Origin of the sequence: Arthrobacter ramosus (assembly GCF_039535095.1) — a bacterium.
GTDB classification, from domain to species: Bacteria; Actinomycetota; Actinomycetes; order Actinomycetales; family Micrococcaceae; genus Arthrobacter; species Arthrobacter ramosus.
Window position 1 is genome coordinate 2,333,704 of sequence record NZ_BAAAWN010000001.1, and the last position, 21,880, is coordinate 2,355,583.

A 21,880-nucleotide genomic window follows, 5' to 3' on the forward strand; every position below is an offset into this window, starting at 1 on the left:
GGGTTCATAGTCCGCCATTGCTGACTCTGTCAAGGTCCGGGTGGACGTGGACCGGACCCGTGATGATGCCGGCCTCCATCAGGCGGGCGATCTCCGACGACGGGACGCCAAGTTCCGCCGCGATTTCCAGCGTGTGTTCGCCCAACATGGGTGCGGGGCGGCGCAGCCAGCCGTCTTCGCTGCCCTGGACCTTGACCGCCTGGCCAAGCACTTTCATGGTACCCAGTTCCGGGTGCTCAACGGTTTGCACCATGCCCAAAGCCGCCGTAATCGGGTGATTAAGGGCTTGCTCCAGGTCCAGCACACGTCCGCAGGGAATGCCGGCGTCGTTGATGAGCGGGATCCACTCGTCCGCGCCCCGCGTTGCCAGGGCATCCTCGATGAGACGGCGGAGCTCGACGCGGTTGGTCATGCGGCCAGCGTTGTCGGCGAATCTGGGGTCCTCGGCCAAACCATCCAGGTTCAACACGGTGCAGAGACGCCGCCACATCTTCTCGTTCCCCGACGCGAGGGTCACCGACGCGTCCCGGGTCTTGAACGTCCCCTGCGGGAACATGATCGGGTGATCGTTCCCGTCTCGTCCCGGGACGAGACCCAAGCTGAGGTACTTCTGCGCCTGGTACGACATCAGCGTCAGGGTGGACTCCATCAGCGAGGATTCAACTACCGAACCCGAGCCCGTCCGGTCGCGCTCGTGCAGTGCCGCCAGGACGCCGACGGCCGCGAAGACGCCCGTCGCTGAGTCGCTGATGGCAATCCCGACGCGCAGCGGTCCGGTCTCCTGTGTCCCGGTCACACTCATGAGGCCGGACATCGCCTGTGCCGTCTGATCGAATCCGGGAAGCGCGTCGCCTGGCGGCTTGGTGCCGAATCCACTGATATTGACGTAGATCAGCCGCGGATTGCGGGCCCGGAGCAGTTCGGCGCCCAGACCCATCTGTTCGGCCGTTCCCGGACGGAAGTTCTGGACGAAGACATCTGCGTCATCGATGAGCCCCAGCAGCAGGTCCCGGCCTTCCGCCTGTCGGAGGTCCACGGCAAACGAACGCTTATTGCGGTTCGATGCGAGATAGTAGACGCTTTCATCTCCGTGGAACGGGCCGGACTGGCGGGCCGGATCCCCGGTCGGGAGGGTCTCGATCTTAATGACGTCGGCCCCTAGGTCTGCCAAAAGCATCGTCAACGTCGGACCCGAAAGATAGCGGGTAAGGTCAATGACTTTCAAACCGTCAAGCGCGGCCATGAGCGGGGATCCTTCCGTCAGTGAAATTCGGGGTCCGGCCGGTGAGAAATGCGTCGATTCCTTCGCGGAGATCGTTTCCCTCGTAGGCCTGGGCGTGCAGTTCACGGATCAGTTCGTGCCCATCCGTGACCGTGGGGTCGGCGGCGAGCGCCGTTACCTGTTTGGTAGCCCTCACGGTGACTTCCGAGCTTTCGACAATGTTCCATGCCAAGCGGGCCGTCTCGGCACTCAGTTCCCCGGCCTCGACGACCTTTTGGACAAGGCCCCAGGCCAAGGCCTGGTCCGCTGTGGCGAGGGCGCCGCTGTAGACGAGGTATTTGAGGTTGGCGGCCCCGATGAGGCCGGTGACGGCGCGTGTCTCGGTGAGCCCCAACGTCACCCCGAGCCTGCCGATCGGAATGCCGAAACGCGAGCCGCCGCTGGCCAAGCGGATGTCGCAGGCTGTTGCGAGTTCGCATCCGCCGCCGACGGCCAGGCCGGCGATCATGGCGATCACCGGGAAGGGTACGGACTGGATCCCCTGCAGGGCCACGGCGATCGCTGCGTTGTAGCGGTCTGCCGCGGTGGTCCCTAGGCGCTTTGCGGGGAACTCCGAGATGTCGGCGCCTGCACCGAAGGCCCGTCCCCCGGCGCCCCTCACGATGACGACACGCACAGCGGGGTCATCGCGTAGGTCGGTGAAGACCGCGCCCAGGCGCTGCCAGCCGGCGAGGGTCAGGGCGTTGTGCTGGGCCGGGCGGGTGAGCGTGACCACGACGGCGGTCTTGTTCCCCAGCGCCAGTGTCTGGACTGCGATCATGTCCTTCACGGTGTCCGCTGAAGGCTCTGCTTCGAGGACGGCGAGCAGATCCTTTGCAGCTTCTATGACGCGCATCATCCGTTGTCCAATGGAACCCGGCGTCGGGATAGCTGGGACAAGGCGACCGCTACGAGCAGGGCACCGCCGTAGAAGAGCTGCTGGACGTAGGACTGGATCCCCATCAGTTGTAGCCCCGTGATTCCCGTGACCAGGAAGTACACGGCGATGGCAGTCCCCCACGGATTGAATCTGCCGGGCATGATGCTCGTCGCTCCGAGGAACGCCGCTGCGAAAGCGGGAAGCAAGAGGTTCGTGCCCGAGGTGGGATCGGCGCCGCCTGAGGTCCCGGCGTAAAGGACTCCCGCGACTGCAGCAAGGGTCGAGGACCCCATCAGCGCGCCGACCCGTACGCGTCCGACGCGGACACCGCTGAGCTTGGAGACATTCCGGCCACGCCCAACGAAGAGCAGGCGGCGTCCAACGGAGGTGTATTCCATGATCCACCACAGCAGGGCGCACAAGCCGACGGCGTAAAAGAACGCCAAGGATATACCGCCAAAGCGTTTTACGATGACCCAGTCCACCAGAGTGTGCGAGATTCCCGAAATGGTTGCGGAGTTGCTGACCCAGAGGGTAATTCCGCCGAGCAAGGTACCCATGCCGAGGGTGACGATCAGCGATTCAATTCCGAAGAAGACCATGATGATGCCGTTGAGGAAACCGACCAGCAGGCCCATCGCGAGGGCGGCCATGATCGCGGCCCAGATGGGCCATCCGTATTGGACGTTCAGGATAGCGATCATCATGGCCGACAGGGTGAGCACCGCACCGACCGAAAGATCGTAGTCGCCGGCGGTGAGGGGAACGATCAGGGCCAGTGTCAGGACGAGGAGGACGGCTTGGGAGCCGAACATCGTCTGGAACGTCGCCGGGGTCAGGAAGACGTGGGGATTGGCGATGCCGAAACCTATGATCAGCAGTAGCCACGCCCCGGGCAGTGCGATGCGCTGAACAAGGCTGAGCCGGCCTCCGCCTTTGAGTAGGGTCATGAGGCCTCCGCCGGTTGGGCGTCCTGGTCCACTGCGTACGACTGCTCCGAGATCTCTTCCTTGTTCACGTGGGTTCCGGTCAATTCCGCCACGATCCGCCCCTGTCTGAATACCAGGACGCGGTCGCAGATCAATGCCAGTTGTTCGTGGTCGCTGCTCGCGCATAGCACAGCCATCCCTTCTGCGGTCGCTGACCGCAATACGCTGAAAATTTCTTCGCGGGCGCCGACGTCGACGCCCTGTGTCGGTTCATGGACCATCAGCAGTGACGGTCTGGTCTGCAGCCATTTGGCCATGAGAACCTTTTGCTGGTTGCCGCCGGACAGGCTTGAACACGGCAGGGTCGGATCATTGGGCCGCACCTGGAAGGCGGAAAGAACCTTCTTGGCCTCCTCGCGCATGCGGGAGCGGCGAAGGATGGGGCCCTTCTGGAATTGGTCCATGGTCTGCATGCTGACGTTGTCCAGGACCGAGAGGGAGAGAATCGCCCCGTCGCGAGGCCGGTCGGCCGGAACAAGCGCCATGCCTGACCGGAAGGCGCTGGTCGGGTTTTGGCCCCGCAAACGCACGACCGATCCGTTCAAGGCCAGGGTGCCGGTCTCGGCTTTGGCCGCGCCGAACAGAATGTAGGGAAGATCCTCGAAACCGGACCCGGACAAACCTGTCACCCCGAGGATCTCTCCCTCATGAACAGCGAAGGATGCCTCGGCGACAAGGCCACCCTTAAGCCCGTCAATGACTGCGATTGGCTTGGTGGCCGCGATTTGCGCGGCGCTGCGGTGGGACACAGCCTTGAGCTCGTGGCCTACGATCAGCTTGACCAATTCCTCGCGGCTGGTTTGCTCCGTCGCGCCGTTGCCGACAACGCGGCCGTCCCGGAATACGGTGAATCGGTTCGTAAGGCGTTTCACTTCCTCAAGGTCGTGGGAGACAAACAACACCCCGGCCCCGCCCGCGGCGACGTTGCGGGTCAGATCGAAGAGCATCTCCGTGTCGTCCTGCGGCAGGAACACTGTTGGTTCATCAAGGACCAGGAGACCGTTTCGAGGCGCACCGGAGACGGCCCGGACAATTGCCAGGAGCGCCCGTTCGACAGGCCGAAGCGTGCTGACCGCAGCGGACGGATCCAGCTCGACCTTGTACTTCCTGAACAGCTCGTTGGCGATCCGGCGCCAGGACCTCCACCGGATGCCCGCGGAGTGTCCAGTGGAAATCTCATCGAGAAACAGATTCTCCAGGACGCTCAGACTGGAGATGAGACCTAGATCCTGGTGGACAAACCTCATCCCCAGCGCCTTGTAGTCTCCGGGGGCCAGCGGAAGCCTGACTTCGTTTCCGTTCACCAGCAACCGGCCACCGGCATCCGGTTCGTGGAATCCGGCGAGCACCTTGATGAGCGTGGACTTGCCGGAACCGTTCTGGCCCAGAAGCCCGTGGATCTCACCGGCGTTGACAGTGAGGTCAACCCCTTGCAGCGCCTTGACTCCGCCGAAGGTCTTGGCGAGGTTGTTGATCTGCAGAACGGCTGACATTACTTCACGCCCCAGAGGGTCTTGTATCCGTCCTGGAATTTCGCCGGATCTCCGTAGCCATCCTTCTGATTCGCGGGTGTTCCCGTCTCATTGACATTGCTTGAGTCGAAGAGCCTCAACGGAGTTTTTTCACTGGGAAGCGTGGCCGTGCCGGTGAGGACACGAAGGACCTGGTCCATGTTGGCCCATCCCAGCCATTCGAGGGGTTCGCCGATTTCAGCTGCGACAAGGTTCTTCGCCTGGATCATGCTCAGTACCGAAGCTGTTCCGTTGTAGGCAACAATCTTGACGCTGTCTGTCTTACCCGCCTGGGTGATGCCGGTGCCAAGCAACGGAGTCATTCCGTCGAACACCGGGACAACATAGTTGATCGTCGGATCGCTGAGCAAGGCAGCCTGGACCTGGGTGGGGACGTCGGTCGCCCAGTTCGAAATCGGGATGTTCACGACCTTGGCCTTGCAGCTGTCGGGGCAACGGGTTTTCAATTCGTCGCTAAATGCGGACGCGATCCCCGCGCTGGGCTGGACTTCATTGGAGGCCACAAAGTAGGCGTTCACATGACCGCCGGATTGCGCAATCGCATAGTCGGCCATCAGCGTCCCCGCGCGGTAGTGGTGGGCGTCTACGAAGGCCGTCACATCAGGAAGATCCTTTTTTGCTGAACCGATGTAGGACTCGTCGTAAAGGTGGGTGCTGATGACGGGAATCCCTGCCGCCTTAGCCGCGGCAATCTGTGGTCCGAGGAGCTTCGGGTCAGGTGAGCCCTCGAGCACGATCGCATCGACCTTTTGGGCGATGGCGCTGTCCATTCCCTGGATCCACTGCGATACCTGTCCCTGGTTGGTGAACTGAACCACCTTCACTCCGACAGCCTTGCCCGCGTCTCCCATCGCAGCGTCAACAATCTGGTTGAACGGAACAGTGCTGTTCAAACTGATATTGGCCACGACTTTCCCCTTGGCCTTGGAAGCATCGAAAGCCGGACCTGGTGCGGAAAACGACGGTGCCGCCTTCGCCTGGTCGATGAGGGCCTTCACCGCGGTGGTATCGATGGCAGGATTCTGCGTTCCGGACGTGGCCGCACTGCCGCCCTCGGAACAGCCTGCCAGTGCCACGAGCGTCATGGCGGCCAGGGAGAGTGTCAGTGCCCTGAATCGGGTGGTGCGCATCATTGTGGTTCCTTCAATGTGTTCGGGCAGCGGGGCGGCCAGCCATGCTGCGTGATACGCATCACCTTACTCCGTCTTTAGACTACTGTATACAATTTTCTCCAACTTCTTCGCAGCCGCGTGGTGGAGGACCACGTTCGGATTCCGCACCTCGTCGAAACTCTGATGAGTCAGCGGGACCGCTTGTATTTTGTTCGGCACCGCCCCATCATGGAGCCGTGACGCCGCCAAATGAGTCTGCGCATCGGATCGCGACCGCGTTCCTTCTCCCGCTGTTCGGGGAGGAAAAGGCATGACTGAAACGGCCATTGAGCTCATAGGCGTGACAAAGCGATTCGGCTCGCTCACCGCCGTCGACGACCTCAGCCTGCAGGTTGAACGAGGGGAGATTTTCGGTCTTCTCGGGCCCAACGGCTCGGGCAAAACGACCACCATCAACATGATCAGCGGCCTCAGCCGCCCAAGCTCCGGCGCGGTCAGGGTCCTGGGCATCGACCTCCTGAAGGATCCACGCGGGATCCGACGTTCGCTCGGGACAGTACCGCAGGAGAACGCCCTCTACGAGGAGCTCACAGCGGAAGCCAACCTCCGGTTCCACGCCGATCTCTTCGACGTTCCCCGGCAGGGACTCGACAAACGGATCACCTCGCTGCTTGAGCTGGCGCAGTTGGAGGAACGCCGGAAGAGCCGCGTTTCCACCTTCTCCGGCGGCATGAAACGACGCCTTGCCCTGGTCCGGGCACTTCTCCACGAGCCCGAGCTGCTCTACTTCGACGAGCCCGCCTTGGGGGTCGATGTACAGAGCCGGCGTGCGCTCTGGGACCGGATCCTCGAGCTCAAGGACCGCGGTACCACGGTGCTCATCACCACCAACTACCTCGAGGAGGCCAACGTCCTCTGCGATCGCCTGGCCATCATCGATCGCGGGCGGCTGGTGGCGCTCGACTCGCCGTCCAAGCTAAGGCGCAGCTTCGGTGACACGGTCGTCGAAATGCGCACCCGGCCCGCTCCCGGGGAGGAAATCCTCCGGAAGGTCCGTTCGCTGCCCGGCGTGGTGTCCGCGAGCAGGTCCGACAGTTCGCTCAAGGTCACAGTGGAGGGCGGCGCCGATGTCACCGGCAGGGTGGTGACCGCCGTCGTCGGTTCCACGAACCTGGAGGAGATCCAGAGCCGCGAACCGAGCCTTGACGAGGTATTCCTGAGCCTGACAGGCAAGGAGCTCCGGGAATGAGTCTCCGTCATGACCTGCGTGTGATCCGGGCAGTAGCGGCGACGGACATCCGCCTCACCCTTCGGGAGCCGTTGTTCGCGATCATCGGCGTCCTCATCCCGATCAACTTTTTGCTTCTCTTCTTGCTCTTTGCGATCAGCGGTGGACAGGCACCGATCGCCGTGGTGATGAATGACCACGGACCGTTGGCGGAACGCTTCGTTCAGGCCATGGACGGAGCGCATTCGTTCATCATCCACACCGCAACCTCGGCCGAAGCGGAAAGTGAGATCCGGGCAGGAAGCATCGTCGCCGTCGTGACGGTACCACAGGATTTCGATGCCGCGCTGGGCGCCGGAGCGCGGGTGGACGTGCCGGTCGAGGTCAACAACCTCAACGTCGACTTCACCAACGACATCCGCCGGGCGGTGCCCCTCTCGATAACTTCCTTCTACGCCGACGCGTTCCCTGACCAAGTGGTGGTGAGTGCGCTCGAGTCCGATGTGCAGGCCCAGGACACCGGCTACATTCCCTACCTAGCCGTCAGCATCGTCGTGGCCGGCCTGATGCTCGCCGCAATCCTGCAAGGCAGTGTCAACACCGCACGGGACTACGAGCTGGGGACCGTCAAAGAGCTGGTACTGGCGCCGGTTGGCCGGCTGGCGATCGGGCTCGGAAAGATGCTTGGCTCGGCCGCGCTCACCGTGGCGTCGGCACTGCTGGTGCTGGGCGTCGTCATCCTGGTGATCGGCGTGCACCCGCTCCATCCCCTGGAAGTGCTCGGGTTCGGATTGCTGATGATCGCCGCCTTCCTTGCCCTCGGCGTGCTCGCCGGAACGCTGGTTCGACGGCGGCAGCAAGCAATCCCGCTCTCCATCGCCTGCATCCTCCCGCTCTTCTTTTTGAGCGGGCCTTTCGGGCCGGCGAACTGGTTGGGCGCCGTTCCCGGTGCCATCGCCGCCGTATCGCCGCTCACCTATGCGATCGCAGCTTTCCAGCATGCCTTCCACGGCTACCAGACAGCCACCCAGGACCTCGCCGTCGACACGATCGTGCTGGCTGTGTTCACGTTGGTAACGGTCGTGCTCACCGCATTGGTGTTCCGACGCCGGGGAGTCGCGCACTAATGGGAGCGGTCCGGGCAGCGCTCGCGATTGCGGCGAAAGACATCGTGACCTGGGCGCGCACACCGGCGGCCATCGCGGTCAGCCTCCTGCCGCCGATCGCCTTCTTGCTGATCATCTTCATCGTCGCCGGGGCAACCGGCCGCAACCCCGTGGCGGTGGTGGTCGAGGACAACGGGCCGCAGGCCCAGCGCCTCGTGTCCATCCTGGAAGAGTCCGACGCGTTCCGCGTCCAGCCTGCAACCCCGGACGAGGCCACGCACCTGCTGGACACGCTCCAGGTCGCGGCCGCCATCACCATCCCCGCATCCTTCGACGACGACTACCGGATGCATCGGCCGGACCCTGTGCAGATCCGGATCAACAACCTCAACCTCGACTTCACCAACGACCTGCGCCGATCGCTGCCAGCGGCGATTACCCGCTTCTACGCCGGCCAGCCGGACAATCCGATCATGGTCGGCGTCGCCGAGTCGGATCTGAGACCCCACGACGTCGGCCTGGTGCAGTTTGAGCTGGTCCCCATCCTCGTGCTGCTTCTAACGCTCATGGGCGTCGTCAACGGCGGTCTGGCCACCGCCCGGGAGTTCGAGGACCTGACAATCAAGGCGTTACTTCTCTCTCCAATCAGCCGCGGGACCCTGATTGCAGGCAAGATCCTGGCGTGCTGGGTGACCACGATGCTGGTGGCGGCGGTGGTGCTGATCCTCTCGGCGATCTCCGGCTTCCTGCGACCAGCCGGGTGGTACTGGCTTCCGGCACTGGCAGTCACCGCGCTCATCGCCTTGGCCGCGGCCGGCCTTGGGACAGCGCTGGGAGGCGCCTTGCGCCGATTCTCAGCAGTGTCGGCGTCGGGCATCAACGTGGCGATCTACCTGTTCTTCCTGAGCGGAGGAATCGGCGTCGCGGCTTTCCTGCCCGGATGGATCCAGGCCGTAGCGCACTTTACGCCGACCTTCTACGGCGTGGACGCGCTCGAGGCCGCAATCTTCTACCAGTCGACCGATAACCTGGGCCGGGACCTCGCGGTCCTGCTGGCTACGGCCGCAGGCGGGCTCGTTTTAGGGACGGTGTCTCTTCGGCGCCGGCTGGTCGCCTACTAGCTTCCGCCGTCCGCCGTCCGCCCTCCGCCCGTTCCCGTGACCTTTGACACGAAGCTAAGGATGGAAAAGAAGATGCAATTCTTTATACGGCCGACCCCGGTAGAAGCGGTACCCGGCTAGCTGCGGCCCTCGGCATGCCCCGAGACCGTTTGGTCTTCAAACGCGATGACCTGATGGGCCTTGCGGGCGGTGGCAACAAGGTGCGTAAGCTCGAAATCATGATGGCGGACGCTGTAAAGCACCATACGCGCGTCCTCGTCACCACTGGCGCTCAGCAAAGCAATCACGCGCGGCTCACGGCTGCCGCAGGAGCTCGCCTTGGAATGCACGTGATACTCGTACTTGCGGGAGAACGCCCGGAAAAACTCACTGGCAACCTCCTGCTCGATCAAATCCTGGGAGCTGAGCTTGTATTCGCAGGGACCTCGGACACTGAAACCATCGCCGCAGAATTAGCGAGCGAAGGCGACGCGTTTCGGATACCCTTCGGCGGAACGAACGCCCTCAGCGCGGAGGCGTATCGGCAAGCGGGAATGGAGCTACTCGAGCAGGTACCTGATCTGGGGAGCGTTACCGTCGCAGTAGGCTCCGGCGGAACGATGGCCGGCCTGGTCGCAGCCATCGGAGCGGAGCGCGTACTCGGTGTTGACTCCGGAGCGCTCAAAGATGCGCGAGGTGCCGTCGCACGCCTCATCGACGAGATGGGCTTTGCCAGCGGTGCGCTTCGCATTGATGAAGAGCAGGTCGGCGCCGGATACGAATACCTCACGGAGGCGGCACGAGAAGCGATACATCTGACCGCTCGGATGGAAGGCATTATCCTCGATCCGACATATACCGGGCGCGCTATGGCCGGCTTAATCAGCGCAGCACGCCACGATCGTCTACCGGAAGGCACCGCAGTGTTTCTCCATACAGGCGGGCTGCCAGGTCTTTTCGGCAACGACCAAATCCAGTCCTAGGGGTGCGAAGCCCATCACCCTTGCTTTCCACCGGTTAGGGGCCAGTGGGTTTCGGTCGGCGGTATTCGCCACCCAGCCGCCGAGGCACCGTCGATCAACGTTCGGATCGCGCTCGTGACCATAGGCCGCATGTCATCCGCGCGGTGCAGCAGATCCCAAGCCCACAGCGGTACCGGGGACGTGACAGGCCGACGGGTCAACGTGGGTGGCATCGGCGCGGCATGACGCTTGGGCGACTGGAGCACTGGCCGCCTCAAACGGGCTACGTGCTCGAAGAACGCGGGTCCGGTAATGCCACCGTCGTCGATGTGTGTGACGGACGCCCCACTGGCCTGCGCGAAGGCCAACGCATAGCGGTTCCACGAGTCCCAGGACGCTTCGTCGACATCGACGAGGACCGTGAGTCCGGCTGCTGGCACACTGTCGTGACGAGCCGCGTGGTGCGTGCCTGGCATGACCGCTTGCAGTCGCTCGTACTTTAAAAGCTCGGCGGCCAGGCCCTGCCGCACAACGTCTGCCTCCTCAATCCACGCGATGGCGAGATCGAGGCTGCCTTCGGCCACCCGCGCTGCCTGGGTGTGGGATGGCAGGACCCACTCGTCGATCCGGATCCGAAGGTTGGGCATAGTCGCGATCCCTGGGGGAAGCCAACTGACATAGCCCAGCCGCAGCGGCAGCTGTCGGTCGCCGTTGCGAGCCCGATCGAACGCTCGTGCGGCAGCGGCCAAGACCTCCCGGGCATCAGCCAGGAACTCGTTGCCGGCGGGGGTCAACTCGACGTGCCTGCGATCACGGATGAGGAGCCGAGTCCCGAGCTCGCGCTCGAGGTTGATGATCTGTTGGGAGAGCGACGGCCCCGCAATGTGAAGCCGCTCTGCGGCTCGACCGAAATGCAGCTCCTCGGCGACAGCGACGAAGTAGGTGAGCTGCCGGAGTTCCACGGGTCGATTGTACGCCGGGATGACCGGTGAGAGGCGGGGCCTACCAGTGTTCGGATACAAGTCGTGGACCGCAGACCGGCGCTCGGGTTGACTCAATGAAAGGGCACAACAGGCCGCATCTAACAACAAGAAAGAAATCAGTGCCATGGAATTCCTCACCACCCTCACCACGAACGTCCCGCATGGAACGCCGGAATCGACGGTCGACGCTACAAAGGATCGCGAGGCTATCCGCGCTGCCGAACTGGCGCAGATGGGCCACCTCCTGCGATTGTGGAGGCCGCCCACGGAGCCGGGCGAGTGGCGCACTCTCGGCCTCTGGAGCGCCGACACGGAGGCCGATCTCAAGGAGATCCTGGCCTCGCTCCCGTTGCATGTGTGGATGACTGTGGAGATCACGCCGCTGAATCCACACCCGAACGATCCCGTGGCGGCGAAGGCCTGACCAGCATCGCAGGTATGGACGATAGAAGCGCGTACTCCACGGGTCCCTGCCTCCGCGACTAGACCCTGCTTCGACGTCCTCTGACTGCGCCGAAGATCAGAAGCACGATGATGGCTCCCAGGATGGACAGCAGCCAGGTCCTCAGATCGAAGAAGTCTCCCAGCCCACCACCGAAGGCGAGGGAACCGATCCAACCACCAAGAAACGCCCCGACAACTCCCAGAAGAAGGGTAAGCAGCAAGCCGCCGCCTTGCCTTCCAGGAAGAATGGCCTTTGCGATGGCGCCCGCGATCAGGCCGAGCAGAAGAAAAGCGAGAAATCCCATGGTGCATCTCCTTTGCAACGAAGACCAGCGCCAGTCCGGCGCTTCGCCTCTGAGTCAATCAGCATGCTTACTGACAGGCAAGGCCCCGATCAAGAAATAGCCGACCCTTCACGGAGTGTTCCGCTTGCTTGGCCGCCGCCCGGCCGCCGGCTTCTTCGTCTTCTTCGGCTCGGGAACGGTAGGTGATGTGAGCGCCGCGGTTTCGGCGGTAGCCGTATGCGTCAGCGCTGCGAGCGACGCGGCCACCGAGTGGTCGGGCACCTCCTCGGGAGCGCTGTGCGCACGAAGCACTACGAGTGACTTCGCCACGAGGGACACCATGCCGTCTGCTTCGACGGGCGCGGTGTCGGCTCCGCCGCCGGCGGTGTCGATGATGATGTCCCAGGCAGGTGCGTATTCGTCCGAGGGCAGCCTGAACTTGACTTCGTCGTCGTGGGCGTTGAAGTAGAGCAGGAAGTTGACGTCCGTGATGCGCCGGCCTTGGTTGTCCTTTCCTTGGATGCCGTCGCCGTTGAGGAAAACGCCTACCGAGCGGCCGAAGCCGCTGTCCCAGTCCGACGGCGTCATGGTGGTTCCGTCGACGTCAAGCCATTCAATGTCCGGAAGCCTCTCGCCTTCGCCTCGTAGTACCGGGCGTCCGTCGAAGAAGCGGCTGCGCCGGAAGGTGGGATGCTTGGCGCGCAAGGCACTGACCGCGGCCGTGAACTCGACCAGCGGCTGGTCCACGCTGTCCCAGTTGATCCACGTCAGCTCGGAGTCCTGGCAATAGCCGTTGTTGTTGCCCCGCTGTGTCCGTCCGAGCTCGTCACCGTGCAGCAGCATCGGGACACCTTGGGACAGGAGCATGGAGGCGATGAAGTTCCGCTGCTGGCGGGCACGAAGGCCCAGGACCTTCGGATCCTCCGTGGGTCCCTCGACACCGCAGTTCCAGGAACGGTTGTGGGATTCGCCGTCGTTGTTGCCCTCGCCGTTCGCCTCGTTGTGCTTCTCGTTGTAGGACACCAGGTCGGCCAGGGTGAAGCCGTCGTGGGCCGTGACGAAGTTGATGGAGGCCACCGGGCGGCGGCCGGAATGCTCGTAAAGGTCCGCCGATCCGGTCAACCGGGAGGCGAACTCGCCCAGGGTGGACGGTTCGCCGCGCCAGAAATCGCGGACCGTGTCCCGGTACTGGCCGTTCCATTCCGTCCACTGCGGCGGGAAGTTGCCCACCTGGTAGCCGCCCGGGCCGACGTCCCACGGCTCGGCGATCAGCTTGACCTGGGAGACCACCGGATCCTGCTGGATGAGTTCGAAGAAGGTGGACAGCTTGTCGACGTCGTAGAACTCACGGGCCAGGGTCGACGCGAGGTCGAATCGGAAACCGTCCACGTGCATTTCGGTGACCCAGTAGCGCAGGGAATCCATCAGCAACTGCAACGAGTGCGGGCTGCGCACGTTCAGCGAGTTGCCGGTGCCCGTGTAGTCCATGTAGTGCTTCTCGTCACCATCCATCAGGCGGTAATAGGCGGCGTTGTCGATGCCCTTGAAGGACAGTGTCGGGCCAAGGTGGTTGCCTTCGGCGGTGTGGTTGTACACGACGTCGAGAATGACCTCGATGCCGGCTCGGTGGAGGGAACGGACCATGGCCTTGAAGTCCTGGACCTGCTGGCCGGCGTCCCCCGCGGAGCTGTAGCTGTTGTGCGGGGCGAAGAACCCGATCGTGTTGTAGCCCCAGTAGTTGTTCAGCCCCTTGTCCTGCAGGATGCCATCGTTCGTGAACTGGTGCACCGGCATGAGTTCGATGGCCGTGATGCCGAGCTTCTGCAAGTGGGAAATCACGGCCGGGTGGGCCACGCCGGCATACGTGCCGCGCTGCTCCTCCGGAACCTCAGGGTGGAGCCGGGTCAGGCCCTTGACGTGCGCCTCGTAGATCACGGACCGGTGGTACGGGATCCGCGGGAGGTGGTCGCCGTCCCAGTCGAAGAACGGGTTGATGACCACGCCCATCATCATGTGGGGCGCGGAGTCCTTGTCATTGCGGGAGTCCGGATCTCCCATGTCGTAAGAAAACAGAGCGGGATCCCAGTCGATCTGGCCGTGCACTGCCTTCGCGTAAGGGTCCAGGAGGAGCTTGTTGGGATTGAAACGGTTGCCGGACGCAGGCTCGTAGGGGCCGTGCACGCGGTAGCCATACTTTTGGCCCGGCTGGACCTGCGGCAGGTAACAGTGCCAAACATAACCATCGACTTCCACGACATCGACTTTGGTTTCGGAGCCGTCCTCCTGAAACAGGCAAAGCTCGACTTTTTCAGCCCTCTCGCTGAACAAGGCGAAGTTGGTTCCGGTTCCGTCGAAGGTGGCGCCAAGGGGATACGCCGATCCGGGCCAAATTTCCATTCGTGCTCCTCTTATGTTGTCCATCCCGGCAAGTACTAAGCTTGCTGACTATATCCCGGATCGCTCCACCATGAGATTCATTTCACCGGGCGGGCTTTGTTTATCCCAAGGTGGAGAGGGCCGCCGGGGCGCACTCGATCCTGACCGGCATGTTCGCGTCAACGGATTTCACTTCGCCGTCGATCTGGTAGCTCAGGGGCTTGAGGGTGGTGAACGAGTAGCTGCTCGCGCTGGGCTGATCTCCCAGGCCCTTGGTGGCTGCCCGCAGCGCCGTCAAGAGGACCCGCCACTTTGGCATGTGGGCAAAGACGATCACTTCGAATTTTCCGTCAGCGAGCTTGTGGTCCGCGTCGCTGAGCGTGGCGTACTTCGCCATCTCCGGAATGTTGGCGAGCACGAGGCTGTCCAGGCTGCGGCGCGCGCCGTCGGCCTGGCGTATTTCGAAGGGCTCAAACTTCGAGAAGGTCCGCATCACGGAGACCATTTCCTTCAGTGCTCCCTTGCCGCCCTTTTCCAAGTCCATCGCCACCACCGGCGTCAGCCCGAAGCCGACATAGGAGTGCGCGTACTCCCCGGGCGAGTCCGATCCTTTGCCCGTGTGGACGCGCAGTAAGTCGATGCTCCGCACCCTGCCCGCGGCGATCGCTTCCCCCAGCGGCTGGGTCCCTGTGCTCCGCCGGTGATCATTGGCATTGCCCGCCCCCAGCACCGCGCACACGGCCCTGGGATTGCCGCCTTGCATCACACCGTTGACGACCTCGTTGTAGCCGCCGTCACCACTGACGGAAACCACCAACACGTCCCCGCGACCGCGTACAGCATCGCGTGCCAGCTCGACAGCATGTCCGGCGTGGCTGGTCGGCTGGAGCCTGATGTCCGCAGGGTAGCTGAGGAGATCCTCCAACTCGCCGTGGAGACCCTCGGCCAGTCTGCGTGCGTCCCCGGTGCTGTTGGGATTGAAAATGATGACGATCGATTCAAAGGTCCGTGCAGAAGTCATTGCCGCTCCGATATTTGCTCGTGATGACTTCAGTAAGTGTACTTACAATCTTCGGCCGCACCCTAAGGGATTGGGACCCAGGCTACTTAGCTGAACGGAACAACCAGCAAGGCCCGGTAGACTTTCGTGCCACCTCTACCCCTTCCAGGGGTAACCGCGCGGGACGAGAAGCGAAGGCAGACCGATGGACACTCCAACACCACCGACTTCGCCTCGGCGTCCGCAGCCAGGGAGCCCCCCTTCAGCCGGCCGCCCCGATCCGGTGCGGGCCAAAGTCATCAGCTACCCGGTGCCAGACCCCTTGGAGCCACAGGGGCCCGCGCAAGACCGGATGAAACGGTCCGTGACGGAGCCGGATCGGGCCCAGGAGCCGGTTCCCAAAGGCGGCAAGAAGGCCAAGCGATCCAAACGGAAGTGGCGCCGCAAGCTCCTCCTGGCGCTCATCGCCCCGCTGGTTCTGGTCCAAATCATCGCCTTGATGTTCAGCATGGGCATGACCCCGCCACGCACCGCCTACATGCTGGAGGCGGGTGAGCCCAACGTCTACCAGTTCGTCTCGATCAACCACATGAGCCGGCACTTGCTGGCCGCGACCATCGCCCATGAAGACGAACAGCTCGGCACACGCAGCGGGGCCTTCGACGTCGGAGACCTCCAGTCGAGGGCACAGGCGTATTTCCAGGGAAAGCCCGACCCCAGCGGTTCCACCATCCCCCAGCAGCTCGTCAAGAACATTTTCCTCTGGGACGACCAAAACGCCGTCCGCAAGGGGATTGAAGCCGTCCTGGCAACCCAGTTCAGCTACACGTTAAGCCCCCAGCGCACCTTGGAGCTCTACCTGAACTATGCCCAGTTCGGTCCCCATCTGTACGGGGTCTGCGCGGCCAGCTGGTACTACTTCGGAACACCGCCGTGGAATATGTCCGATTACCAGTCCGCGCAGCTGATGGGCGTCCTACCGCTGCCGGATCTGGTCAGGCGGGGCCCCAACGGGGGCATCTACCTGGGCACAGGCGTCAACCCCGCTGTGTGGAACCTTGTGAACGGAGCGGCAAACGTCTGGGTCCCCCGTCAGCTCGTTGGCCTGGGCGGATGGCAGGCGGCCGTCGCGACGATCGGCATCACCGACACTGCCGACAGCCATGCCAACCAGCGCGCCGACAACGACGCATGCTCGACCATGCCCCAAAGCGTCAAGGACCGCATCCAAAGCGAAGCCGGCTAGGACCACCGGGAACGAGTCCGGCAACGTCGCAGCACGAGTACCCGCACGGACGCCGGGCTCAACTGCGCGGCGCCGGCAAGTCCAGGTTCCAGTGGCGCGAGACCATCAGCAGCCAGTCGACGTCGTCATGGCCGCCGCCCGCGGGTCCCGGCGTGATGAAGAAACGGGAGACAACGCGCTGCGAGCCTTCGGCGTCTCCGTAGAGGACATCGACCGTAAAGCCGTCGCCGGCCGCTCCCGCGGTTGCGTTGCGGAAGTCGGCCGACTCGGGGTCCCGGATCGCGACCTGGCAGAATCCGGCGTCGTTGGCCGGCACGTAGATGTCCCGGGTCAGCCTGTGGAACTCCTCCACCGGCGACAGCGGAGCCCTGGCATCCGGCGGCAGATGCCAGCCGTGCAGGACCGCCACTCCTGCACCCGCGTTGCGCACAGACATCAACAGGTACACAGCGTTATCGCTGATCTCGAGAGTGGCATGTCCACCCCGCACGACCATCCACTTGCCTTCCATGAACCGCACCTTCTGCGGGGCGTCAGACCAATTGGAGGGCAGCAGGATGGGGCGCAAACCATTCAGCAGGGCGCGCTCGGCCAGCCGCGCCGATCGGTTGGCCGATCTCGTGGAAATGAACGTCGCGACGGCGAGAACAGTCGTACCAAGCGCGGTGCCAAGGTTGGAGAGTAGAACCCAGTCGACCATAAGCCACATTCAACGCCTGTCCTGCCTCGCGGGCAATGGACCTCGGCGCCTGCAATATCGGCGAAGGCGCGGCGCCCGGCGTCGAACCGGGCGCCTTGCGTTACCGGCCGCCCTCGATCTTCCTGCTGCGTTGGTTCTCGGCCATCGGGCCGTACGGATAGACGCCGACGCGCGGTTGGCTGGCCTGGGTGAGCCGTCCGGTTTCCTCGGGGCTGAGTTCCAGGTCTGCCGCGGCCAGGTTGTCCGCCAGCTGTTCCGTCGTGCGGGCCCCGAGGATCACGGAGGTCACGGCAGGCCGGTCCGCCAACCATGCCAGTGCAACCTGGGAGGCACTGACGCCATGGTCCGCTGCGATCTTTTCCACTGCTCCGATGACGTCCCACGTGCGGGGGTCATCGTTGCGGGCCTGCCACGCCTCCATGCCGCGTTCCGGGTTTTCACCCAGGCGCGTGGCGCCGGTGGGCGGCTCGTCGCGCTTGTACTTACCGGAGAGCCAACCGCCGCCCAAAGGAGACCACGGCAGCAGCCCGATGCCCGCATCCAGCGAAGCCGGAACGATCTCCGATTCGATCTCACGGACCAGCAGGCTGTACTGCGGCTGCAGGGTCACCGGTGCGCTCCATCCAAAGGCTTTAGCCAGGTGGACGGCCTTGGTCAATTGCCACCCCAGGAAGTTGGAAAAGCCGTAGTAGGCGATCTTGCCACTGCTGACGGAGTCGTGCAGGAAGCGCAGCGTCTCCTCCAGAGGAGTAATGGGATCCCACGCGTGCATTTGGTAGAGGTCGATTTGCTCCACGCCCAGGCGGCGAAGCGAGTCGTCCAACGCCCGCGTGAGGTGGCGTCGAGAGGTGCCGACGTCGTTCGGCGCCGTCCCCATGGGGAAACGGCCCTTGGTGGCCAACACCACTTGGTCCCGCTCATCGGGCCGTTCGGACAGCCAGCGGCCGATGATCTCCTCCGATACACCGGCGCTGTAAACATCGGCGGTGTCAATGAAGTTGCCGCCGGCCGCGACGTAGCTGTCCAGGATGTCGCGGGACGTTTCCTCGGTGGCCTCGGCCCCGAAGGTCATGGTTCCCAGCGCGTAGTTCGAAACCACGGCGCCGCTGTTGCCCAAAGTGCGGTACTGCATGATGCTCCTCAATCCTCGACGGGGGTAGTGCGGTTCGAATGGTAGGTGCGCCAAGTGTGTTCGGGCTCGAACCCAAGCAGTCGCCTGGCCTTGTCGATAGAGAGCATGGTCTCGTGCTCTTCCAGCTTCTTGATCACCTTGACGTCCGGGAACACCTCCGCAGCGAGGCTGGCACTGGACCGGCTCATGACCGTGTCCGCGTTCGCGATGATGAATGCTTCGAACCCGGGCTTGCCGTTTTCGAGGGCCCGGGCCACAGCCTGCGCCCCGTCCCGGCCATCGATGTATCCCCACAGGTTCCACTTTCGCAGCCTGGCATCGGAGTCGAAGGACGGAAACCGTTCGTAGTCTTCCACGTCCATGACATTGGAGAACCGCAGCCCCACGATGCTCAGCTCGGGGTCCCAGCGCGTCAACTCGATCGCCATCTGCTCTTCCAGATGCTTCACCAGCGAATAGGTGCTCTCCGGCCGGGCCGGGTATTCCTCATCCACCGGGATATAGGGAGGGTCGACGTCGAACGGCAGGCCCAGCACCGTCTCACTTGAGGCGTAGACAACCTTCTTGATGCCGGCCCGGCGGGCCGCCTGGAACACGTTGTACGTCGAAAGCATGTTGTTCTCGAACGTCGCAACATCCGGGACGATGCCGGGTGCTGGAATGGCCCCCAGATGCACAACGGCGTCGAAGCCACTGTGCCGGTCGTCCAGCCCCAGGAACACATCCAGCACCTGGCCGTAGTCACGCAAGTCGACGATCGCCAGACCTGGACTCCGCTCGCCCGCTCGGTCCAGGTTCAACACCTGGTGCCCGTCCCCGCTGAGCCGGCGCACCACGTGCCGGCCCAGTTTTCCGCTTCCACCCGTCACTGCAATTCTCATCGGTACTCCCTCGCTATAGCTCGGCGGTCTCAATCGACACTAGGGCACAAACCTGCTCCGGCGCGTGGCCCTCCCGGTCCTAGGACAGCCAGACACCCGCTCACGCGTAATTGCGTCCGCGGATGTATTTCGCCGACACGGCCAACTTTTTCGGCAATTCAACTTGTGCCCGAGCCGCCGGTCGTCCACACTGGCTACAGATCCGCAGGAAAATGTTCCGCCGATCAAGCCCGCCGGACTCTACGGCCAGCAACCGCCCCATCACAGAATGCCGGGCAACCCCTCTCGAACCACCGCTTTCTGCCTCCCCGGGTGCGCCCGGCCCCGGAAGCCCGTGACCGCTGAGAGCCCCGGCACTTCCCGCCGAGAAAGAGACCACGATGATCAAACGCCACTCGGACGTCGTCCTGGAAATCACCGCCCACGACCCTGACACGATAGAAAACGACCTGAACACCGCCGTCGAAATCGCCCGCGAACACGCCGTGAACGAGCGCCGTCACGGCATCCTCGTTACACAGCACGGATTCACCAGGTACACCGTCGCCATCAGCCGCGACGTTCCCTATGGGGAGACACTCGAACGGCGCGAATTGCCGGCGAGCCCACAGACGGAGACCGAACCAGGCTGCTGAGTTGACCACCATGACGCGAATCAAAGCAAGTGGGAGGATGGGCGCATGGAACTGCACATTACTGGCGACCCCGCCGCCGACCAACTGCTCAGCGATGACGCGTTCGCACTTCTCATCGGCATGCTGCTAGACCAACAGGTGACCATGGAGTCTGCGTTTGCCGGACCCGAAAAGATCCGGACGCGCATCGGGTCCATGTCCCCTGCCGCAATTGCCGAATATGACCCTGCAGGTTTCGTTGAGGTCTTCAAGGAGCGTCCGTCCGTCCACCGTTTCCCCGGCTCCATGGCCGGCCGCGTCCAGGATCTCGCCGCGACCGTTCAGCGCGATTGGAATGGAGACGCAACCGCCATCTGGACCCAGGACGAGCCCGACGGCGAGGAGGTGCTCCGCAGGTTGAAGGAATTGCCCGGCTTCGGAGAGCAAAAGGCAAAGATCTTCCTGGCGCTGCTCGGCAAGCAGCGCGGACTCCAGGCGCAGGGTTGGCGTGAGGCTGCCGGCGCCTACGGCCAGGAGAGCGCATTTCTTTCTGTCGCCGACATCGTGGATCCGGAGTCGCTGAGAAAAGTACGCGCCAACAAGCAGGCTGCCAAGGCAGCCATCAAAGCTGCGAAGGCATCCGGGAGCTGAGAAGCACGGGACGGGGCTCTGTTCCCGCCCATATCGTGAAACGCTTGCAGCATGGATCTCGAAGTGTCGCCCGCGCTCACGATTCCGACGTCGGAACTCGGCTGGCGGTTCTCCCGCTCGTCAGGGCCAGGCGGTCAACACGTCAACACCTCGGACAGCCGCGTCGTACTGTCATGGAATGTCGCCGACTCCGCAGCGCTTTCCGATGACCAACGGCTGCTGCTTGTCACCCGTCTTGGAGCACGTCTCATCGCCGGGGTGATCACGGTGACCGCCTCCGAGCAGCGGTCCCAGTTGCGCAATCGCGAGATCGCCCTGGCCAAGCTCTCCCGCCTCGTGGCAGAGGGTCTTGCTCCCGAAGCTGCTGCCCGCCGGGCGAGCAAACCGACCCGGAGCTCCAAGCGTCGGCACCGGGTCGCAAAGGAACAGCGAGCGGCGACGAAACAGCAACGAAAACGACCTTCCGCTGAGTAGCTCGCCTATCGAATCCCGCTGTCAACAACGAGCGTGATGTGAACGGGGGTCTCCGAGATGACCACGGGCTCGGTCGCCGTCGAAACGTAACCCCCGACGTTGCTCGCCTTGATCACGTAACGACCGTCAGGCAGCGTGAGACGGAAGGCCCCGGTTCCATCGCTGAGTGTCGAGCCCCGGACAGCTTCCCCGTCCAAGGCGACAACCGCGGCCCCTGGGACGGGGCGCGGCGGACACTCCTGACCGACACGTTCGACGGGACACACAGGGGCTGTCAGGACAACACCGGTGACAACCCCGCTGTGTTCGGTGTCCGGACCGCCTGGACCGGCGCATCCGCACAACCACAGGACCGCGGCCAGCAGGACCATGACGAATCGCTTCACTTCACTCACCAACATGTGTCGATTCAGGGAGCCGGATGAATGGGATCGATCCAGGGGACTATTTCCGGGGGTTCCGTGGACTCGATATCCAGGTTAATGACTATTGGATCCTGACCGCTGCGGACAAGTACGCAACTGAGAAGCTCGGTCTTGCTCGCGTTGATCTCTTGGTGGGGCACGAACGGCGGAACAAAAATGAAATCGCCCTGACCGGCCTCTGCGACAAACTCCAGGCTGTCTCCCCATCGCATACGTGCCCGGCCGCTGACAACGTATATAACGCTTTCCAGTTCTCCGTGATGGTGAGGCCCGGTTTTGGCATTGGCATCAATGGTGACCGTGCCCGCCCACAGTTTACTGGCCCCCGCCCGGGCATGTGTGATTGCGGCCGCTCTCGCCATACCAGGCGTCTGCGGCGTATTCGGATCGAGCTGCGAACCTGGAATGATTTTGACTCCGTGGTCGCGCCAATTTGGCTGTGGCTCAGGCCTCATTTCTTCCCTCCGCAAAGCTGTCGCCGCGCCCCCTGGGACAATGAT

23 protein-coding genes are annotated in these 21,880 nt (G+C 63.4%); 9 read left to right on the plus strand and 14 right to left on the minus strand.

Annotation, left to right across the window (positions count from 1 at the left end; genetic code table 11):
• Nucleotides 1-4 precede the first annotated feature (4 nt).
• Genes ABD742_RS10815 through ABD742_RS10835 form a run of 5 tightly spaced genes read right to left on the minus strand, consistent with a single transcriptional unit; the run spans nt 5 to nt 5,795 of the window.
• On the minus strand, nt 5-1,243 hold the full coding sequence (locus ABD742_RS10815; protein WP_234754645.1) for a CaiB/BaiF CoA transferase family protein: 1,239 nt from the start codon (nt 1,241-1,243) through the stop codon (nt 5-7).
• Nucleotides 1,230-2,120 carry an enoyl-CoA hydratase/isomerase family protein gene (locus ABD742_RS10820; RefSeq protein ID WP_234754643.1) on the minus strand — a complete coding sequence of 297 codons (891 nt, stop codon included), beginning with the start codon at nt 2,118-2,120 and terminating at the stop codon, nt 1,230-1,232. The genes ABD742_RS10815 and ABD742_RS10820 overlap by 14 nt, the downstream gene beginning before the upstream one ends.
• The gene (locus ABD742_RS10825) at nt 2,117-3,091 is read right to left on the minus strand and encodes an ABC transporter permease (RefSeq protein WP_234754641.1); all 975 of its coding nucleotides are present in this window, start codon (nt 3,089-3,091) and stop codon (nt 2,117-2,119) included. Before ABD742_RS10825 ends, ABD742_RS10820 begins: the two co-directional genes overlap by 4 nt.
• Nucleotides 3,088-4,623, minus strand: coding sequence for a sugar ABC transporter ATP-binding protein (locus ABD742_RS10830; protein ID WP_234754639.1), 1,536 nt, complete (start codon nt 4,621-4,623; stop codon nt 3,088-3,090). The genes ABD742_RS10825 and ABD742_RS10830 overlap by 4 nt, the downstream gene beginning before the upstream one ends.
• Nucleotides 4,623-5,795: a sugar ABC transporter substrate-binding protein gene (locus tag ABD742_RS10835; RefSeq protein ID WP_234754638.1), complete on the minus strand. Its 1,173-nt coding sequence runs from the start codon at nt 5,793-5,795 to the stop codon at nt 4,623-4,625. The genes ABD742_RS10830 and ABD742_RS10835 overlap by 1 nt, the downstream gene beginning before the upstream one ends.
• Before the next feature lie 289 nt (nt 5,796-6,084).
• On the opposite strand from ABD742_RS10835, the gene ABD742_RS10840 reads away from it, so the two are divergent.
• The 4 genes from ABD742_RS10840 to ABD742_RS10855 all read left to right on the plus strand — a co-directional run bounded on the left by ABD742_RS10840 (nt 6,085) and on the right by ABD742_RS10855 (nt 10,191).
• Entirely contained in the window at nt 6,085-7,023 is a 939-nt protein-coding gene (locus ABD742_RS10840; protein ID WP_234754636.1) for an ABC transporter ATP-binding protein, read from the plus strand.
• Nucleotides 7,020-8,129 (plus strand): ABC transporter permease, encoded by a 1,110-nt coding sequence (locus ABD742_RS10845; RefSeq protein ID WP_234754628.1) that lies wholly within the window; start codon nt 7,020-7,022, stop codon nt 8,127-8,129. Before ABD742_RS10840 ends, ABD742_RS10845 begins: the two co-directional genes overlap by 4 nt.
• The gene (locus ABD742_RS10850; RefSeq protein ID WP_234754626.1) at nt 8,129-9,229 is read left to right on the plus strand and encodes an ABC transporter permease; all 1,101 of its coding nucleotides are present in this window, start codon (nt 8,129-8,131) and stop codon (nt 9,227-9,229) included. The genes ABD742_RS10845 and ABD742_RS10850 overlap by 1 nt, the downstream gene beginning before the upstream one ends.
• A gap of 173 nt (nt 9,230-9,402) precedes the next feature.
• Nucleotides 9,403-10,191 carry a pyridoxal-phosphate dependent enzyme gene (locus ABD742_RS10855; RefSeq protein ID WP_344789327.1) on the plus strand — a complete coding sequence of 263 codons (789 nt, stop codon included), beginning with the start codon at nt 9,403-9,405 and terminating at the stop codon, nt 10,189-10,191.
• Nucleotides 10,192-10,205: 14 nt separating this feature from the next.
• Here ABD742_RS10855 and ABD742_RS10860 read toward each other — a convergent pair whose 3' ends face one another.
• Entirely contained in the window at nt 10,206-11,132 is a 927-nt protein-coding gene (locus ABD742_RS10860; protein ID WP_234754621.1) for a LysR family transcriptional regulator, read from the minus strand.
• A gap of 145 nt (nt 11,133-11,277) precedes the next feature.
• Here ABD742_RS10860 and ABD742_RS10865 point away from each other — a divergent pair, with 145 nt between their 5' ends.
• Nucleotides 11,278-11,577 carry a muconolactone Delta-isomerase family protein gene (locus ABD742_RS10865; RefSeq protein WP_234754619.1) on the plus strand — a complete coding sequence of 100 codons (300 nt, stop codon included), beginning with the start codon at nt 11,278-11,280 and terminating at the stop codon, nt 11,575-11,577.
• 58 nt (nt 11,578-11,635) lie between these two features.
• Here ABD742_RS10865 and ABD742_RS10870 read toward each other — a convergent pair whose 3' ends face one another.
• The 3 genes from ABD742_RS10870 to ABD742_RS10880 form a co-directional block, all read right to left on the minus strand.
• On the minus strand, nt 11,636-11,902 hold the full coding sequence (locus ABD742_RS10870; protein ID WP_234754617.1) for a GlsB/YeaQ/YmgE family stress response membrane protein: 267 nt from the start codon (nt 11,900-11,902) through the stop codon (nt 11,636-11,638).
• Between the two features lie 108 nt (nt 11,903-12,010).
• Entirely contained in the window at nt 12,011-14,278 is a 2,268-nt protein-coding gene (gene glgX / locus ABD742_RS10875) for a glycogen debranching protein GlgX (protein ID WP_234754616.1), read from the minus strand.
• Between the two features lie 100 nt (nt 14,279-14,378).
• Nucleotides 14,379-15,278 (minus strand): diacylglycerol/lipid kinase family protein, encoded by a 900-nt coding sequence (locus tag ABD742_RS10880; RefSeq protein ID WP_234754614.1) that lies wholly within the window; start codon nt 15,276-15,278, stop codon nt 14,379-14,381.
• A 343-nt stretch (nt 15,279-15,621) separates the two neighbouring features.
• On the opposite strand from ABD742_RS10880, the gene ABD742_RS10885 reads away from it, so the two are divergent.
• Nucleotides 15,622-16,503, plus strand: coding sequence for a transglycosylase domain-containing protein (locus ABD742_RS10885; protein ID WP_234754606.1), 882 nt, complete (start codon nt 15,622-15,624; stop codon nt 16,501-16,503).
• Nucleotides 16,504-16,561: 58 nt separating this feature from the next.
• Here the strand turns inward: ABD742_RS10885 and ABD742_RS10890 are convergent, their stop codons facing one another.
• The 3 genes from ABD742_RS10890 to ABD742_RS10900 all read right to left on the minus strand — a co-directional run bounded on the left by ABD742_RS10890 (nt 16,562) and on the right by ABD742_RS10900 (nt 19,216).
• Nucleotides 16,562-17,212: a hypothetical protein gene (locus ABD742_RS10890; protein ID WP_344787905.1), complete on the minus strand. Its 651-nt coding sequence runs from the start codon at nt 17,210-17,212 to the stop codon at nt 16,562-16,564.
• A 91-nt stretch (nt 17,213-17,303) separates the two neighbouring features.
• The gene (locus ABD742_RS10895) at nt 17,304-18,335 is read right to left on the minus strand and encodes an aldo/keto reductase (protein ID WP_234754593.1); all 1,032 of its coding nucleotides are present in this window, start codon (nt 18,333-18,335) and stop codon (nt 17,304-17,306) included.
• Nucleotides 18,336-18,343: 8 nt separating this feature from the next.
• Nucleotides 18,344-19,216, minus strand: coding sequence for an NAD-dependent epimerase/dehydratase family protein (locus ABD742_RS10900; protein WP_234754591.1), 873 nt, complete (start codon nt 19,214-19,216; stop codon nt 18,344-18,346).
• 380 nt (nt 19,217-19,596) lie between these two features.
• On the opposite strand from ABD742_RS10900, the gene ABD742_RS10905 reads away from it, so the two are divergent.
• From ABD742_RS10905 to arfB, 3 genes are read left to right on the plus strand one after another with little or no spacing between them, the layout of a single operon-like run.
• Complete coding sequence (locus ABD742_RS10905) at nt 19,597-19,851, plus strand: hypothetical protein (RefSeq protein ID WP_234754589.1); 255 nt, start codon at nt 19,597-19,599, stop codon at nt 19,849-19,851.
• Nucleotides 19,852-19,896: 45 nt separating this feature from the next.
• A complete protein-coding gene (locus tag ABD742_RS10910; protein WP_234754586.1) occupies nt 19,897-20,481 on the plus strand; it encodes an HhH-GPD-type base excision DNA repair protein in 585 nt (194 codons plus the stop codon).
• Nucleotides 20,482-20,532: 51 nt separating this feature from the next.
• A complete protein-coding gene (gene arfB, locus ABD742_RS10915) occupies nt 20,533-20,955 on the plus strand; it encodes an alternative ribosome rescue aminoacyl-tRNA hydrolase ArfB (protein WP_234754585.1) in 423 nt (140 codons plus the stop codon).
• Nucleotides 20,956-20,960: 5 nt separating this feature from the next.
• Here arfB and ABD742_RS10920 read toward each other — a convergent pair whose 3' ends face one another.
• Nucleotides 20,961-21,341 (minus strand): carboxypeptidase-like regulatory domain-containing protein, encoded by a 381-nt coding sequence (locus ABD742_RS10920; RefSeq protein ID WP_344787907.1) that lies wholly within the window; start codon nt 21,339-21,341, stop codon nt 20,961-20,963.
• Nucleotides 21,342-21,364: 23 nt separating this feature from the next.
• Nucleotides 21,365-21,835, minus strand: a complete 471-nt coding sequence (locus ABD742_RS10925) for a cupin domain-containing protein (RefSeq protein WP_234754581.1) — start codon at nt 21,833-21,835, stop codon at nt 21,365-21,367.
• Nucleotides 21,836-21,880 lie beyond the last annotated feature (45 nt).

Bases quoted from the DNA above. Each gene is read 5' to 3' on its own strand.
- ABD742_RS10890 (WP_344787905.1), bottom strand. From the start codon at position 17,212: ATGTGGCTTATGGTCGACTGGGTTCTACTCTCCAACCTTGGCACCGCG.
- ABD742_RS10840 (WP_234754636.1), top strand. From the start codon at position 6,085: ATGACTGAAACGGCCATTGAGCTCATAGGCGTGACAAAGCGATTCGGC.
- ABD742_RS10895 (WP_234754593.1), bottom strand. From the start codon at position 18,335: ATGCAGTACCGCACTTTGGGCAACAGCGGCGCCGTGGTTTCGAACTAC.
- ABD742_RS10925 (WP_234754581.1), bottom strand. From the start codon at position 21,835: ATGAGGCCTGAGCCACAGCCAAATTGGCGCGACCACGGAGTCAAAATC.
- ABD742_RS10815 (WP_234754645.1), bottom strand. From the start codon at position 1,243: ATGGCCGCGCTTGACGGTTTGAAAGTCATTGACCTTACCCGCTATCTT.
- ABD742_RS10910 (WP_234754586.1), top strand. From the start codon at position 19,897: ATGGAACTGCACATTACTGGCGACCCCGCCGCCGACCAACTGCTCAGC.
- ABD742_RS10870 (WP_234754617.1), bottom strand. From the start codon at position 11,902: ATGGGATTTCTCGCTTTTCTTCTGCTCGGCCTGATCGCGGGCGCCATC.
- ABD742_RS10865 (WP_234754619.1), top strand. From the start codon at position 11,278: ATGGAATTCCTCACCACCCTCACCACGAACGTCCCGCATGGAACGCCG.
- ABD742_RS10900 (WP_234754591.1), bottom strand. From the start codon at position 19,216: ATGAGAATTGCAGTGACGGGTGGAAGCGGAAAACTGGGCCGGCACGTG.
- ABD742_RS10835 (WP_234754638.1), bottom strand. From the start codon at position 5,795: ATGATGCGCACCACCCGATTCAGGGCACTGACACTCTCCCTGGCCGCC.
- arfB (WP_234754585.1), top strand. From the start codon at position 20,533: ATGGATCTCGAAGTGTCGCCCGCGCTCACGATTCCGACGTCGGAACTC.
- ABD742_RS10830 (WP_234754639.1), bottom strand. From the start codon at position 4,623: ATGTCAGCCGTTCTGCAGATCAACAACCTCGCCAAGACCTTCGGCGGA.
- ABD742_RS10845 (WP_234754628.1), top strand. From the start codon at position 7,020: ATGAGTCTCCGTCATGACCTGCGTGTGATCCGGGCAGTAGCGGCGACG.
- ABD742_RS10850 (WP_234754626.1), top strand. From the start codon at position 8,129: ATGGGAGCGGTCCGGGCAGCGCTCGCGATTGCGGCGAAAGACATCGTG.
- ABD742_RS10825 (WP_234754641.1), bottom strand. From the start codon at position 3,091: ATGACCCTACTCAAAGGCGGAGGCCGGCTCAGCCTTGTTCAGCGCATC.
- ABD742_RS10905 (WP_234754589.1), top strand. From the start codon at position 19,597: ATGATCAAACGCCACTCGGACGTCGTCCTGGAAATCACCGCCCACGAC.
- ABD742_RS10880 (WP_234754614.1), bottom strand. From the start codon at position 15,278: ATGACTTCTGCACGGACCTTTGAATCGATCGTCATCATTTTCAATCCC.
- ABD742_RS10855 (WP_344789327.1), top strand. From the start codon at position 9,403: ATGGGCCTTGCGGGCGGTGGCAACAAGGTGCGTAAGCTCGAAATCATG.
- glgX (WP_234754616.1), bottom strand. From the start codon at position 14,278: ATGGAAATTTGGCCCGGATCGGCGTATCCCCTTGGCGCCACCTTCGAC.
- ABD742_RS10820 (WP_234754643.1), bottom strand. From the start codon at position 2,120: ATGATGCGCGTCATAGAAGCTGCAAAGGATCTGCTCGCCGTCCTCGAA.